Source organism: Bacteroides sp. 11BF (assembly GCF_019633765.1).
Classification (GTDB): Bacteria; Bacteroidota; Bacteroidia; order Bacteroidales; family Bacteroidaceae; genus Bacteroides; species Bacteroides hominis.
Genome location: NZ_JAFKPJ010000022.1, coordinates 48,816 through 64,180, shown reverse-complemented (window position 1 = coordinate 64,180; position 15,365 = coordinate 48,816). Strand labels below are relative to the sequence as shown.

Here is a 15,365-nt window from a genome sequence, read left to right as displayed (position 1 = left end):
AGTTCTGTTAGGAATAATCTGTATTTTATTATTTTGTCTTTAGTTAACCTGTTGTATAATAGGTGTATATGCGTCAGGTTGGGGGATGAATCGAATTGTGGTTCCGTATGTTGTAACAATCTGCCGGTTACAAGAAAGAAGGTGTGAATCTCGATGAAATATTCGAAATTTTTGTGATTGAATGTCCGACATTTGTTATGTTGATTCTGTTTGTGTGTTCTTTTTTCCTCTGGCGATCCTGTTTGAATTGCTAAAGGTGTTCTGTTTACAGTGGGCGAAGTGTTTTTAATCTTGAAGGTGTGTCATAACTCTTTTTACCACGGAGTGCTACAGAGTATCACAGAGTATTTTGTTAATAATCAACAACTTTAAATCGCCTCCGTGTTACTCTGTGTCCTCTGTGGTGAGTTCCGACACACACTCAGGTTGATAGATCATATTATTTCTTTGACAATGTGTTGCAGGGGATTAGTTTCATGCTATTTGTCGGTTTTTTCAAATTTGGCTAAATAACCTCCTCCCGATAATAACTTTATTTTTAGCGTTTTACCCGATTTTATTTTTCGATTGTTTATTACAATCTTTTTTCTGTTTTCTCCGTCATCGGATGCATAAGTCATGCGGTAGTTGCCTTTGGGCAAAAAGTCCAATTCGATTTCTTGGGTAACAGCCTTTTCTCCATTTAAGATGGAAAGATACCATATATCCCCTTTTCTTCTGGATAATGCGGCCAATTCACCTATCCGGCTTTCTTTCAGAATTTTTGTCTGATCCCAGGTGACTGGTACTTCTTCAATAAACATACGTCCCGGACATGCCAGTATATCTTCCATGTCGGCTGCAAAGATCAGCATGGGCGATGTGAACGTGTAGATACTCGCCAATTGATGCGTGAAAGTGACAGATGGAGGGCAGAATTGGCGGAAGTTCAATGGGGTATAGTCGGCAGGACCTGCCAGCCAGCGGGTAAAGGGTAACACCGTATTGTGATAAGGCCACGGTGGGCCTGGAGCCCAGTTATTTTCTCCACCTACGGACTCTAAACCGCGTACAGCCTCTTTGGCCAACAGGTTGGGATACGTATAGCTGTCGCCTGTAGGTTTATTCACCCCATGGAAAATAACCATCAGATGTGCTTTGGCAGCATCCTTCAATATATTCTCCATAAAATTGACTGTAAATAGATTTTCTGTGTGGAAGAAATCTATTTTTAATCCTTTTACACCGATTTCCGCACATCTTTTCATAAAATTGTTGCGTTCGTCCGCATCCAGCAAGCCGACATCGGATTTATTACCATATCTTGGGGAAGAAGGTCGCCATACCCAGATATCTACGTTTTTACTGCGGGCATAATCGACTAACTCTTTGAGTAATTCCCATTTGGTACGTCGATTGGCATTTTTCTCTGTTTTCGGCCAAAGTTCCCAGCCATCATCTACCACAACAGATTCCAGACCTAACTCGGCTGCTCCGTCAACATATCTTTTGTGATTCTCTACGCTCAGTCTGTTCTCTCCTTCCACTAACCAGGTGAAAATCGAACGTCCTGGTTTAATCCATTGGGTATTTTTTCCTTCGGGAAAAAGTGTGCGATCCGGCTGTTCTGATACTTGGGCTATGATACGATTATTCACCAATCCATCCAGATCCTCCGATAACATCAGGATGCGCCAGGGAGTGGTTATCTCTTTGTAGCCGTTGCGTGGGGAAACGATCCAGGGTGAATTGCGTACTTCTGCATGCCAGTATTTACCGGCGGGGAGACCTGTTGATACACCTGTTTCCAAATGCCCTTTGTTATCTACATAGCCGAATTGTACCCTGTTGTCTTTACATCCGAACAATACTGCACCGTGAAAATTAAACAGGTTAGCTTCGGTAATGGCGGCATACATCCCGTTGGGAAGATGGAAAGTGGCGGGAGGAGCCAACAGCTCGTTTTCTATTTTGTCGGTGGTACGATCTTGGTAAGCTTGTATCCATCCGTATTGAAAAGGGCCACTGGCGTACCATACCCGGGTTCCGGCCGGAAAAGTGAAAGACGTTTCCTCGCCATATACACAACAACTGCCAGTGGAAGGAATGCGGTATCTTAAAGCTATTCCGTCATCAAATTCGCGGATGTCAAGGTGATAAATGTCCCCATCCTTTTTTTCTATTGTATACGTTTTGTACTCCGCATCTGTTTGTTCGACCGACTTTATTTCGACCGATTTACCCAGATCTATATTGTCAATGTTCATGCCCAAGGGCGATGAACTGATAGTTTGTTCGCCTTTATAGGTTACTTCGAAACAGAGTCGGCCGGTTGCCGTGCTGAGGTTTATCTTTGTCTGCTGGGCTCCGGCAAAACCGGGAAAGCAGAGGGAGAATAAGAAAATTGTTAGTTTACTTTTCATACATTAATTTTTATGTGTTGCTATTCAATGACATACCATGTGTATCCGCCGGCAGGGATTCTGACAGCCAGTTCTACTGAGTAATCCCGTTGTAAGGTATGGGTAGTGGGCGTTCCCTCCTGTTCTCTTATCTGTGCGGTTTTTGTCAGGCCAGTATAATATAAAGGTAACCGGATGCGGCGGATGATTTCTTTGTCTGTGGGATTGAAGAACATGGCTAACCCTTTTTCCTTTTCCGCAGGGTTGGCATGCATGATGCCATCCCAATCGTGCGCATCGGGTTTGCGTAGATGGATAATGTCGCTATTCAGTATGTTTCTGTATTTTTTGTACCAGTTAATCACTTCCACGACTGTCTTCTTGGTTTCTTCCGTATCGTAAAGGCGGGGACCGCGGTAGCAAGCTTGTATACCGGCACCGTAGTTTTGAAACATTAATGTCTTATATTCATACAAGTGTTCGCTCAACGGCTCTAATGTGGCAGCCAATCCGCCTCCTTGATATTCTACTAATGGGACAAAGCTCCAAAGTGAGGAAGGAATGCGTTCCCATGTACAGTCATAGTTCAACTGGCGGGTATGGATCAACTGACGATCGCGTGGAAGCGACCAGTTGGCTTCGCGATAGCCGATACCTACTTTAGTAGAACCGTTCAGGAAGTAAAAGTCGGGTACATTGATGTATATTCCGTTCTCACACATCCAATGATAAAGCTCCGTAATCTTATAGAATTGGTTCCATTGTGAGTCCTCCAATCCTTTATGATGGGTATGGGCAGTGGAAGCACAAAAGTCTCCGGGATAAGAACCATCGTGCTCAAAACAACGCATGCCGGTTTTTTCAAAGAAAATTTTTATCTTACGGAAGTATTCGTAGCCCCAATCACTACTGAGGCAAGGAGAACTACCAAATCTCATGCCCCCACGTTTACCTGTCTTTGGATTGATAACGTCTGTCTCATCACTGATCCAGCGGCTGGCAAGTAGTGAGTAGCAACCCATTTCAATACCCTTGCTACGGGCGTAATCCACAAATGCTTTGTATTTTGCTATATTGGCATCAGAAATATCTTCTGCATTCAGTCCGGAGCCAAAGCTGAGGATAATCATTTCGTAACCTGTTTCGGCACATTGGTCGATGGCACGGTACACCACCTTCGGATCCGTGGAAGTGAGATGCATAAAGATTGGATTTTCTGTGCTCCACGGTGCTATCGTGCGGTATAGTTTCCGAGTGAATAAGCCTTTGCGCTCCCGGTCGTAGCTGTCGAACGGCATTTCGTATACACTGAAAGACCGGAATGTACCGTTGGGTTGCAAACGCTGGTCGGGACCTATCGGAGGAGAGACATCCAGCACGCAAGGGGTTTGTAACATATAGTTGCGCTGAGATGTATAGGCAGGATCGGTTACCCACTTTTCCGTAATATCCGTTTCTTTCTCAGTAAAACTTCCGCCGCAGGCGTAATCACTTTCTATGTGAATATTGGGTAAAAGGAATTTGGTGGGATCGCCCCCTCCGGGAGATTCCGGTTCGGAAAAGGCCAGGTATTCCACTTGAAAGGCATCAATATTGACAGGAAGAACAGAGTGGTTCACTAATTCAAAACGTTTGCGAATAACAGGAATCTTGTCATAAACGGAAACATGGAGCTTCACTGTGACATCCTTTAGTTCCTTATCGCCACGCAAAGTGAATATGATTTCGCAGCCTGTTGCCGCCTCCTTATTCAATGCCCAGCGGCTACGTGCCCATTTTATATCTTCTTTGATAGGGAGTATTTCAAAGTCTTCTATGAGGAAAGATTCGGGAATGGTGGTCATTTTTTCTATCCATTCTTCTTTTAAATAACCTCGTTCCGGTTGTCCGGTCAAGCCGCCTATCATCCATTTCTTGCCATCAATTTGTATACTCCCTTCACTGCTGACAGCGCGTAGCATACTCTCTCCTGTCATTCGGTTGATGAAGTTGGTCGTTGCCAGATTGGGGAATATCCGGAAAGTGCGTGACACCATCGGATTGGCCACAATGATACTCTTTTGATCTGCCGATGCGTAAATGCCCGCTTTAGACTTCTCGGAAGTGATCAGCCAGTCAAAGTTGGTTTGACTGGAAACCGGTTCGGATAAAACAGGGAGTTTACTTATTTTTTTCGCCAACAGAGTGGAGATGGTCTTTGTCATTTCAGGACCTTTTCCGGCATATCCGGCATCGAGGGTGCATGGGCGATCGGATTGATATTCTATAGTTGGCGCAATCCATAAAGCGTTGTCGCCGCTTGCACCGTCATTGGTCGGTTCTACTGCCAATTCCAGAACCCGAACTCCCTTCAGGTTTACATCAATGGACTGGGGAGCCTCGTTACCACGTACAATGCCGCTATTGTAAAGTTCTTTGTTGTCGCCTTTCAAGACGAACCGAACTGATCCATTTTCTATTTTTCCACTTTTACCGGCCAGTCCTATGAACTGTTTGTCATCTCCTTCTTTGCGGAAGTAGAGTTTCGTTCCATTAACTAACGGAAGGATGGTTAGGCTTTTGTCTGAGACCTCCACTTGAGAATCGGCAACTCCCACTTGGGCATGAAAGCGTGTGGCATTGCCGTGCAGATCTATTTTTAAGATACTTTGGGCATGGGTGCCTATCACGTCCTTAAAAGTCTGTCTTTGGATGGTGGCTGGTTCTCCGCTTACCGATTTACCGGTTTGTACCTTTCCGTATTCTTGCCACAACTTAGATAAGTCCAGTTCGGACAGTTTGATGGTGTGCTGGGCTTGTCCACATAAGCATGTGAAAAGAGTACCCATAAGAAGTAATATTTTTTTATCCATATAATTTCAATGTGTTTTTATTGATTATTACATCGTTTGTTACTATCCGTTCGGAACGGAGCGACAGGCAATCCTTCTTGATTGAATAAATTTCCGATAGTGGCATCATCGAAGCAATAGCGGACGGCTACCGGATGTTTTACTTTCGGTGAGTAAACCGTTATCTTGTTGCCTTTTATCTGCGCTTTGGCTTCTACGAAGCGCCCGTCTTCACCGGCTATGAGCAGCCCCCTGATTTCCTTCTCCGGACAGACTAACCCTTTGGAGGCATGTTTAAAAGTAAGTATGGCTTTTTTCTTGTCAACAACCATTTGTTCCAAGGTGGGGCTTTCGTATCCGTCTTTCAGTAAACCGTATTTTTTGCCCAGCGCCATGTTGGCTAATCGTACGCCTACTTCTTGTTTCTGAATCGGATGAATGGCTTTCGGATCGCCTTTGTCTGTGATAACGACGAGCGCCGTGTTGTGAACCTTGCGTGTTATCTCTTCTTGCGCTTCACGTATAAGCGCAGGTCCGTTATGGGTTGAACCGTAGTTGAACGGAGCTATTTGAACCATGTAAAAAGGAAATTCTTTGCCGAATCCACTTCTCCAGCTTTCAACCATTTTCTCTATCAACGTCGTGTATGAAGAGGGGTTGTCTCTGTTTGATTCACCCTGGTACCATATTGTTCCGGCTATGTCGTAAGGCATCAAGGGATGGATCATGCTGTTATAAAGCACACCGGGCTCTACCGGCCACCAGGGATATGTCTTGTCAATGATCGCGTCTTTTATTAGGGGGGTGTCCATGACTACCTCTCGTGGTGTCCATACTTCTGCCGGAGTTCCTCCCCAGGCTGAAACGATCAACCCTATCGGAACATTCAGCTTCTGTTGCAGGTGCTTACCGAAGAAATAGGCGACAGCACTTCGTTGTCGCATGACTTCCGGTGTACATTTTTCCCATTGCGCATAGCAGTCTTCCTGTAAGGTTCGGCTACCTTGCTTGTTCAGGCTGAAAAAACGAAGGTTGGGGTGTATGGCTGTCGCAATTTCCTCTTGTTGATTGGGGATGCCGTTATTGGGACACCATTCCATATTCGACTGCCCGCTGCATAGCCATACCTCTCCCAACATAACGTCTTTCAACTCGATTTTATTTCCTTTCATGTTGTTAGAAAATAGTTGTAGGGTATAAGGACCGCCATGTTGGGTGGTGGGTATTTGGGTTTTCCAATGCCCGCACTCGTCAATAAGAGTCTCGATAGTGTCTTTTTGCGCCCAACTTCCTACTATTTTAACTTTTGTGCCAGCTTCTCCCCATCCCCAGATGGGTGCTGAACTTTGCTGCTGGAGTACGATATGATTCGAAAAGATGGCAGGCAAAGATAGCCGGGTAGAAGTTTGCCCTTTGATAATCAGGCTGCTGCATAGGACTAAAGATAAAAATGCAATTCTTCTGGAAACATTCATAATGCTATATTTATAAGGTGAATATATAAAGGCATTATTAAAACAAACAGCTTTGCTTTAAATTCGTTTGTAAAGAAAGAGAATAGAATGATATAAATCAATGTACTTTTGTAAAAAAAAGATGGATGATTTTCTTTTTACCGGAGACTTTATTCTCCTTTTAGAAAGACAGAGATGTTTTTTCAAGGTATCTCTGTCTTTTGTCTACCGTTATCTTATTCTATATTATTTGTAAGGATTGAATGTTCCATTATCCCAGCCTTGTGTCTGCTGCAATTTAGAGTTTTGCTCCAGATGCTTGTTAGGAATGGCATAAAAATAGTAATTATCTTGAAAATCAATTTCATATTTCTGATCCAATACCACTATTGAGTCTTTAAAATAAGTGGTATAGTCTTTCTCTATATCTACTTTATCTTTTAGATTATCAAATTCTGTTGGAGAACCTTTTAGTTTGGGTAAAAGGCCATGGCGCTTGATTCCATTCATTTCGGAAGCAAACATGCGCTGACGGCGTAAGTCCCAATATCGTTTTCCTTCATAGGCAAATTCTATCTTGCGTTCCAGCATGATAGCAACTATCATTTCATTGTGTGACATGTTTTCTTTTAATCCGTACATATTATTGTCTCCGGCTGTTATTCCGGCGAGTTTACGGATGCGTTTCAATACACTATATGCTTCATCGTATTTCTGAGTTTCGGCAGCACATTCGGTGTAATTCATCAACACTTCGGCAAAACGTATTTCCACCCAGTCCGTACTACTTCTTTCGGTATCTTAAGGGGTAAAATTTACATTGATGGCTTTCCGGCAGTAGAATCCGCTGGCAGAGTGGTTGAGGGTGGAATTGCCTTGGTAAGTCCATTGGATTCTGTCTTTTTTGCCACTAAGTTCCCATAGGCAGCCGTTGTAGGCTATCGTACTGGTAAATCGTGGATCACGATTTTTCCAGAAATGAATCGGATCATAAGCTGCTGATTCTGTGATAGGATCGCCTGTGATCATTGGGTCAGATTCTACCATTTCCTTAGTGGGTTGGTTGGCTCCCGAATAATTCTGAGCTTCAGATAACGGACGGATTGCCGCATCCCAGTGATGTACGATGTCGGGTTCTTGATAGCGCGTCACGAACAAAACTTCCTTATTCATTTCATCGAACCAGATATTTTCATAGCTTTCATACAAATCATAACCGTTCGTTTCTATTTGTCCGGCAGGCTCCTTGTTATAGGCATAAGCTGTTTCCCAGCGTTCCGCTTTATTTTCCGGATTAAATTGTGAATTGGCATAATATATAACAAGATGCGGCCTTTTAGTGCCATGGCTGTGGCTTTGCTGAAATGTCCTTTGTCATCTCCTGTCCATTTCCAGGGCAAATCTTGAATGGCTTCATCCAAATCCTGAATGATCAAATTGATACACTCTGAGGTCTTGTTGTGGGTAACATACAAATCATCGGTCAGTGCCTGCGGTTCCATGACCATAGGTACGCCTCCATATTGGTGCATCATCTGGAAATACCGCTATGCCCTGAGCACTAGAGCCTGTGCTTTTAAGGAGGCTTTGGTCCCTACATCCAGATTGCCGTTCTTAATGCTGTTTAGCATGGTATTAATGTTACGGATGCTGCTGTAATTCCAAGTATCTATGGAATTGGTGGTAAGTTGTCCGTACAATATACTGGTCTCTCCATAAGCCTCGTCCGAATAACCTGCTACATCCTGATCCCATCCGGCTGCGGGATATTTGGCATCCGTGTTTTCAGGGGTCCAGTAGTCTGCCCTGAATGCGTATGACGTTGCTTCCATTCCACCCCATTCTATACGGTTGTCATAGAAACGTTTTCCACTGGCTACACCCTGGAAGAACAGGTCGACGCTCAGTCCTTTCCATGATCCTCCCACGGAGAAACCGTAATTGATTGGAGACTTGGTGTGTTTGATTACCCATCCTGGTCATTGCTATCGATCTTTCCATCCGGCTCATTAGAGTTGGTACCTCTGATATCTTGATAGTTCAACATTCCCAATTCGGGCTTTTTACCAAAGATGGTATATTCTTCGGGCAGGGCATCGAGTTCGGTTTGTGTACAGATAATGTCTGTAGCTACATAGCCCATTTGGTGGTCCGTATTGTATCCTAACTCTGATTTGTAAGGACGAATATTTTCAGCTTCGTCTTTGGTAATTAGTTCGTTGACTGCATATCCGAGGTTTCCGCTTATGTTGTAACTGAAATCTTCCCCTATCTTATCCTTATATGAGAACTCTATTTCGAAGCCTTTGGTATCGATGGTGGCATAGTTTTCTTTGGGCATGGTGCCACCAAAAGTAGAAGGCAGGCTGTCCAGGCGGTCACCTAAAATGTCGTAAGTATGTTTGTAAAATCCACCGACACTTAATGACAGACGATTACGTAGAATTTGCATATCAAATCCATAATCTATATCCAATGATTTTTCCCATGTAATTTCTGTATTGGGGATTACACTGGCTGATACCCCGTTGCTCAACGAACCGAAGTAGGCGCCTGAGTTGAGGTTATAGCGTTGCATCCACTGTCAGCTACCTACAGCATCGTTGCCTAGCAAACCGATTGATCCGCAAAGTTTCAGGTAGTCTATAAACCCGATGTTGTTTTTAAAGAAATTTTCTTCTGAAATACGCCAGGCGACAGATGCGGAAGGGAAGAAACCCCAGCGGTGTTTTGGATCGAAATTGATAGAACCGTCATAGCGGAAAGAGGCTTCCAGCAAGTATTTACTATCATAAGTATAGCCCTGCCGACCTACATACGAAAGACGTCCGCCTTCTGAACCACTTCCGTTTAGTGTCGAATTCTTTGGATCGGAACTGCCTGCAAAGATTTGATCTACGGCAGAGGAGATGAAATAATTTCGTTGCCCGTCCAGCCAGTCGTTAGTATCCTCATACTGTTCGTATACAAACAATGCGTTGATATCGTGTTTGCCGAAGGTCTTGTTGTAGGTAACCATGGCGTTCAACTGATAACTGTTATCATTATTGTATTTCTCATACAGAAACTCTCCATCATCTCTGGTTTTGACATAATCAATTTCATTGGTTGGGATATGATTGTGTGTGCCGGTTGTTTTAAATACGTACAAGTCGTAGGGACGACTGAAACGTTTGATGAAAGTATGCCACTCATACCGGTTGTATGACAGTTTCAGGCTTAAGCCTTTAATGAAAGGAGTATCGTACTGGAGAGCTACATTTATCCCGTAGTTGGAATAACGCTTTTTATTATAACCGCTATTCCCGTTAATAACCTCCATGGGGTACCATGCCAGGAATGTCTCGTTGGGTTCTCCATCGATATAGGGGGCAAAAAGACCACGGCGTAATAGTCTGTTATAGAGATTACCCATGTTGCCATTGTCGTTATCCCATTTCCAGTAAGGTTTGCGATCGTTTCGGGTGTCCATATTCAGGTGTAAAGAAGCCTTCAGTCCCAAAGAAATATGGAAATGCCAATTGTTCTACAAACTTATTCCGAAAACGAAATAGAGTTGGTTTTCGTATGGATTAGCTATCAGTTTACCAAAAACAGATGGAGTGAATCCGGATGAAATATTCAATGTTTTGGTAGCCGAAAGTCCGACATTAACCACATTAAATTTATCAGCGTATTCTCCTTCCCATGGGGTGAACCCGGCTTCGACAGCCAAGTCTACTCCCTTTACAGTGAATGGATAGCTGAGTTCGCAATAACTGGACCAGGCACGTCTTTCATTTTCCCGGTAATCGTTTCCGGCAAAGGTGGTATACCAGGCCAACGATAACGGGAAACTTTCACTAATGGTATAGACAGCTCCTGCTTCAAAGGTGTGACCTGTGGTGCGGGGAGTATAGTGGAAATAGTTGAATGGTTCGTCTTCACTTTGGTAAAAGTAGTTATTAAGGCACAGTTGGAGGTTTTTATATTCATACTCCAGCGTAAGGTCTATTTCATTATTCTCGTTTCTGAATTCTGTCGATCCCCATGCCGATAGGGTCCATCCTTTCCACTCTACGCCGAGAGTAGGCTGTACGGAAGCATTTCCATTCTTCATTCCACGCCAGATGTAACTGCTTACCAGGTCGGCATTGATAAATACTTCTTGTGCCTGTATGGCAAAGGGGCAAAAGATGAAAGCTGCAAGTATGGCTAATTTCTTCATTAAAATGGCGGATTATTTTTTCGGGCTGCAAAGATAGGTAATTACTGGCAAAATTCGTGGCTAAGGGGCATCGATCTTTTCAGGGTAACGAATAAATGCACCGGCGGAGAAAAGGAAAGTTCATGATTTACCATGCTTTATCGTCAAAACGTCCCTCTTTGTCGAGTTCTTTTGTCGGGTATGGACAAAAGGGGGTATTTTTGTGGACTAATCTTCAGAAAGACTTTATCATAATGAAACAGATTAATAAGCAGCAATTACTGGAGCAGGTGGTTTATCTCGTCATCTGGCTGACTGTCATCTTCGTACCGTTGGTGGGTGACTATCTGTTTTCATCCATCAGTTCGATACATACTTTCAGCTGGCAGACCATACGGGTAGCATGGCTGTTGACGTTACCCTTTTTTCTGCTTTTTGTAGTGAACAACTATTTACTTGCCCCCCGATTGTTGCTTCGGAAGCGATATTGGTACTATGCATTTTCGTTGATAGGAGTCATTGTTCTGCTTTTTTTCTTATATCCCTCCTTCAGCCGACCGAGGCACAGGCAGTTCAACAACCCGATGCCCGTTCCTCCCGGTTATATTTATGAAGAACATTCGTCTCAACCACCCATGCCCAAGCGAGTGATGGATCCGCTCCGGCAGGGGCCTTATCCTTTGCCGGGCTATCTTTTTGGACGTTTCTCACTGGCTTTGCTGGTGGTGGGGTTCAATGTGGCTATCAAGCTTCTATTCAAGTCCATGCGGGATGAAGAGGCACTGAAAGAGTTGGAACACCAGCATCTGCAATCGGAATTGCAATATCTGAAGTATCAGATCAATCCGCATTTTTTTATGAATACGCTCAACAACATTCATGCACTGGTCGATATGGATGCCGGGAAAGCCAAGAAGACCATTGTCGAACTCTCTAAACTGATGCGTTATGTGCTTTATGAAGCAAGTAATAAAACGATTTTGCTTTCGCGTGAGATACAGTTTCTTGATAACTATATTACCCTGATGAAGCTTCGTTATACCGATAAGGTTTGCATCATGTGCGACATGCCCGGCGAAATACCAAAAGTACAGATACCGCCTTTACTCTTTATCTCTTTTGTAGAGAATGCATTTAAGCATGGAGTGAGTTATCAGAAAGAGTCGTTCATACGAGTTGCCATGACTGTAGAAGATGGGAAACTTGCGTTTCGCTGTTCCAACAGCAATTGGGGAAAATCCGGTGAACAGAATCATGGCATCGGATTGGAAAATGTCCGTAAGCGGTTGAGGCTTTTGTTCGGGCAGGACTATACCCTGTCTATTAACGAGCGCGAGGGTAGTTTTAACGTTTTATTAATCATTCCTCTGTTATGATAAAATGCATTGCTATTGATGACGAGCCGTTGGCACTTGAACAATTGGTAGGTTATATTTCACGTGTCCCTTTCTTGCAACTAATTGCTTCCTGTCAGGATGCTTTCGGTGCCATGCAGGTGCTTTCTGAAGAAGAAATAGACTTGATGTTCGTCGATATTCATATGCCGGACCTGAACGGACTCGATCTGGTGCGTTCATTGGTAGTGAAACCTCTGATTGTGTTTACCACCGCCTATCCGGAATATGCTGTTGAAGGTTTTAAAGTGGATGCGGTGGACTATCTGTTGAAGCCGTTCGAGTTTCAGGATCTCCTGAAGGCTGCGGACAAGGCACGCAGGCAGTTTGAGTATCATTTGCAGGATTACGGGGGAGGGGCAGAACCGGATTTGCTGGAACGGGACGGTTCGTTGTTTGTGAAGTCCGAATCCAGGATTATCCGTATCAATGTGGCGGATATTTGTTATATCGAAGGCATGAGTGAGTATGTGCGCATTTACACGAATATGGCGGATAAGCCGGTAGTCACTCTGCTGAGTATGAGAAAACTGGAAGAGCGTCTGCCGCAAGAAATGTTTATGAGGGTACATCGCTCCTATATCGTCAATCTCCGGAAAATAACGGAGGTCTCACGGTTGCGCATCATTTTTAATAAGAATATATACATACCTGTCGGCGACAATTATAAGGAGAGGTTTACAGAATATATCAACAAGATTTGTATCAGCAGTTAAGGTCGGGTTACAGGCCATAAGAATGGGCTGTAATCTACAAGTGGATTACACCTTGCAGACTACAGCCCGTGGCTCTGTAACTTGTAGTTTCTTACTTGATTCCCAGTTTCTTTGCGATATCTTTAGGAAGCGCATCTTTGTGAACCAGAATATTCATAGTCTTGTAAGCAACGAAAGCTTTAGAAGCATACCAGGTACCTTTGTACTTGTTATTAGTGCCCCAAGAGTTTTTCACCATAAAGTATTCTTTTCCGTTCTGATCTTTGGCGATACCGTAGATAATCATTCCGTGGTCATCGGTTGTTTCCCAGTTATCGAAAGCCGTCTGGCGCATTTCCTGAGTAACTTTAATTTCCGGCAGTGGTTTTGAAGTCAGTTCTTTGCGTTTGTCAGCGGCGGTCATTCCGGTCCAGCGGGCCATATCCGAACCTGTCAGTTCAGCACCCTTGGCTGCGTCCGGCATTACGGCGATGCCGTCACGGGTAAATCCTTCTTCGCTGACGTCACTACCCCATGCGAACGTGTATCCGTTCTTTACAGCATTGTCCATTACAGCCATGAATTCGTCAAGCGGCAGGTTGTATGACAATCCGTTGCGCCAGTTGTCCTGAATTTCGATGGCAAACTGTGAATAGAAGGGGTGGTGTGTGTATGAAGTCAGAGATACATAGTCGTCCGGATTCAAACCCAGAGACTGTGCAAAAGTCATCGGAGTATATTCTTTACCTTTGTAAGTGAAGTTCTCCGGACATTGTCCGAGGTAAGTGTCATAGATGGCGCAAAGACCCTTTTTCCATACCGGAGTCAGTTTCTTCAGTTTGCCTTTGGCAATGGCGTTTACATAACCTTCCGCTGTTGCATCGAGTTCGTTGTGAACGGGCAGTGAGTCACCATACATGATTCCCGGCATGGCTTCTTGCGGAACAAGTCCGTAGTTCTTCATACAGAACATGATGTCATAGAAGCTTCCGCCCGGAGAGAAGGAGCTGTCGCCATGATAGCGGACATAGTTAACGGCGCGGTCGACCATTGTGTGGTGTACAACGAACATTTCAGAAAGATCGTATTCGCCTTTTCCCGTACGGAGTAGTTCCGATTCGAGGAAACCGAGGCTCGAGAAGCTCCAGCAAGTGCTTGAACGATTCTGGTTTTTGATGGATGTAATCGGGTTTTCTTTCACTGTCGTGAAAACGAAGCCTTCTTCTTTTGGTTTGTCTTTGCCCAATGCGCTCAGACTGATCAAGCCTAAAGCGGCCAGGAGGATTGTCTTTTTCATTATTATGTCGTTTTTATTAATATTTATGCGACAAAGATAGCTGAATATCCTTAAATATGGAAATGAACGTCTATCTTTACTGCTATATTTTAGTGTTTTATTCTCGTTGACGCAGCTTTGTTTCTATATTCTTTGGGCGAAACTCCCACATATTGTTTAAAATATTTTCCAAAGAAAGATTGTGTCGGAAAATTCAGTTGATCCGCTATCTCTTTTATGCTCAGATCAGATTCCTCCAATAATTGTTTTGCTTCGGTTATCACCATCCGTACGATCCATTGCAAGGCACTATCTCCTGTTTTCTCCTTGATAATGGCCGAGAAATAACGGGGAGTGATATGCTGCATCCTTGCATAAAAAGAAACGTCACGTTCCTTGCGATAGAAACGGAACAGAGACAGCATGAAATTCTGAAAGACAACATCTTTTTTTCCCTGTTGTAAAGGCTGCAAGGGCTGGTTGGTAAAATACATGTTTAAGATTTCATAGCAGATAGTCTGTCCCATCGATTTTATCAGTTCCAGTTTCAGATGCTGATACTGGACATTCTCCTTCTGGCAGTCTTCCGCATTTATCCTATCCCATAGATTATTCAGCAAATATTCAAAATGGGCACATTGTTCATCAGACAAGGAGACACATGGATTTTTCCGCATAAAGAGCTGGCTTTCCACATTTATCACTTTGTTTACAATCGGTAGAATATAGTAAAAGTCCACTTCAACCATAATCCCCTCGGCATCTTCACTCTTATGCAACAAGTGCACCAAGGTAGAAGCCATATAGATATAAACATCCCCGGGTTTGATATGATAATGGCAACCTTCTAAAGAGACCTCTACACTGCCACGTTGACAATAGAAGATACCACATTTATTGAATGTCGAAATTATTTGTCCCTCTTTAAGTATTTGAAACGTATCACTGGTAAGCAGAATCCTCCGAAAAGGCATTTGTTGTTCTATCATTTTTCTGTTCTTAAATTATAAGCCGGTTACAAAATAAATACAAATCGCAAAGTTTTTATCTGTATACAGACTGAAAAGATACAAATAGAACAATTTATCATTCATTTCAACCTTTCTATCTCCTCCCTTCCCAATAACTTTGCATCTGAAATACAAATG

Annotated in this window: 12 protein-coding genes and 1 pseudogene; 2 read left to right on the top strand and 11 right to left on the bottom strand. The window is 43.5% G+C overall.

Features of this window, described 5'->3' with window-relative positions:
* Positions 1–479 precede the first annotated feature (479 nt).
* The 9 genes and pseudogenes from JZY04_RS18585 to JZY04_RS18555 form a co-directional block, all read right to left on the bottom strand.
* The gene (locus JZY04_RS18585) at positions 480–2,402 is read right to left on the bottom strand and encodes a glycoside hydrolase family 97 protein (RefSeq protein ID WP_122143547.1); all 1,923 of its coding nucleotides are present in this window, start codon (positions 2,400–2,402) and stop codon (positions 480–482) included.
* A 20-nt stretch (positions 2,403–2,422) separates the two neighbouring features.
* Positions 2,423–5,233 carry an NPCBM/NEW2 domain-containing protein gene (locus tag JZY04_RS18580; RefSeq protein ID WP_122143546.1) on the bottom strand — a complete coding sequence of 937 codons (2,811 nt, stop codon included), beginning with the start codon at positions 5,231–5,233 and terminating at the stop codon, positions 2,423–2,425.
* A gap of 17 nt (positions 5,234–5,250) precedes the next feature.
* Positions 5,251–6,687, bottom strand: coding sequence for a sialate O-acetylesterase (locus JZY04_RS18575; protein WP_122143545.1), 1,437 nt, complete (start codon positions 6,685–6,687; stop codon positions 5,251–5,253).
* A gap of 225 nt (positions 6,688–6,912) precedes the next feature.
* A pseudogene (locus JZY04_RS21380) lies at positions 6,913–7,839 on the bottom strand (RagB/SusD family nutrient uptake outer membrane protein).
* 53 nt (positions 7,840–7,892) lie between these two features.
* A complete protein-coding gene (locus tag JZY04_RS21375; RefSeq protein ID WP_250706987.1) occupies positions 7,893–8,201 on the bottom strand; it encodes a RagB/SusD family nutrient uptake outer membrane protein in 309 nt (102 codons plus the stop codon).
* A 12-nt stretch (positions 8,202–8,213) separates the two neighbouring features.
* Entirely contained in the window at positions 8,214–8,594 is a 381-nt protein-coding gene (locus JZY04_RS21370) for a hypothetical protein (protein ID WP_250706985.1), read from the bottom strand.
* 38 nt (positions 8,595–8,632) lie between these two features.
* Positions 8,633–9,244, bottom strand: a complete 612-nt coding sequence (locus JZY04_RS18565; protein ID WP_122143544.1) for a TonB-dependent receptor domain-containing protein — start codon at positions 9,242–9,244, stop codon at positions 8,633–8,635.
* 6 nt (positions 9,245–9,250) lie between these two features.
* Complete coding sequence (locus JZY04_RS18560; RefSeq protein ID WP_147347898.1) at positions 9,251–10,138, bottom strand: hypothetical protein; 888 nt, start codon at positions 10,136–10,138, stop codon at positions 9,251–9,253.
* A gap of 54 nt (positions 10,139–10,192) precedes the next feature.
* Positions 10,193–10,873 carry a transporter gene (locus JZY04_RS18555; RefSeq protein ID WP_005780751.1) on the bottom strand — a complete coding sequence of 227 codons (681 nt, stop codon included), beginning with the start codon at positions 10,871–10,873 and terminating at the stop codon, positions 10,193–10,195.
* A gap of 233 nt (positions 10,874–11,106) precedes the next feature.
* Between JZY04_RS18555 and JZY04_RS18550 the strand changes: the two genes are divergently transcribed.
* Positions 11,107–12,228: a sensor histidine kinase gene (locus JZY04_RS18550; RefSeq protein WP_122143552.1), complete on the top strand. Its 1,122-nt coding sequence runs from the start codon at positions 11,107–11,109 to the stop codon at positions 12,226–12,228.
* A complete protein-coding gene (locus tag JZY04_RS18545; RefSeq protein WP_022011796.1) occupies positions 12,225–12,962 on the top strand; it encodes a LytTR family DNA-binding domain-containing protein in 738 nt (245 codons plus the stop codon). Before JZY04_RS18550 ends, JZY04_RS18545 begins: the two co-directional genes overlap by 4 nt.
* A gap of 91 nt (positions 12,963–13,053) precedes the next feature.
* Here JZY04_RS18545 and JZY04_RS18540 read toward each other — a convergent pair whose 3' ends face one another.
* Together JZY04_RS18540 and JZY04_RS18535 are read right to left on the bottom strand one after the other, a co-directional pair.
* Complete coding sequence (locus tag JZY04_RS18540) at positions 13,054–14,238, bottom strand: aminopeptidase C (protein ID WP_005807760.1); 1,185 nt, start codon at positions 14,236–14,238, stop codon at positions 13,054–13,056.
* Positions 14,239–14,327: 89 nt separating this feature from the next.
* Entirely contained in the window at positions 14,328–15,206 is an 879-nt protein-coding gene (locus JZY04_RS18535) for a helix-turn-helix domain-containing protein (RefSeq protein WP_122143542.1), read from the bottom strand.
* Between the last annotated feature and the right edge of the window lie 159 nt (positions 15,207–15,365).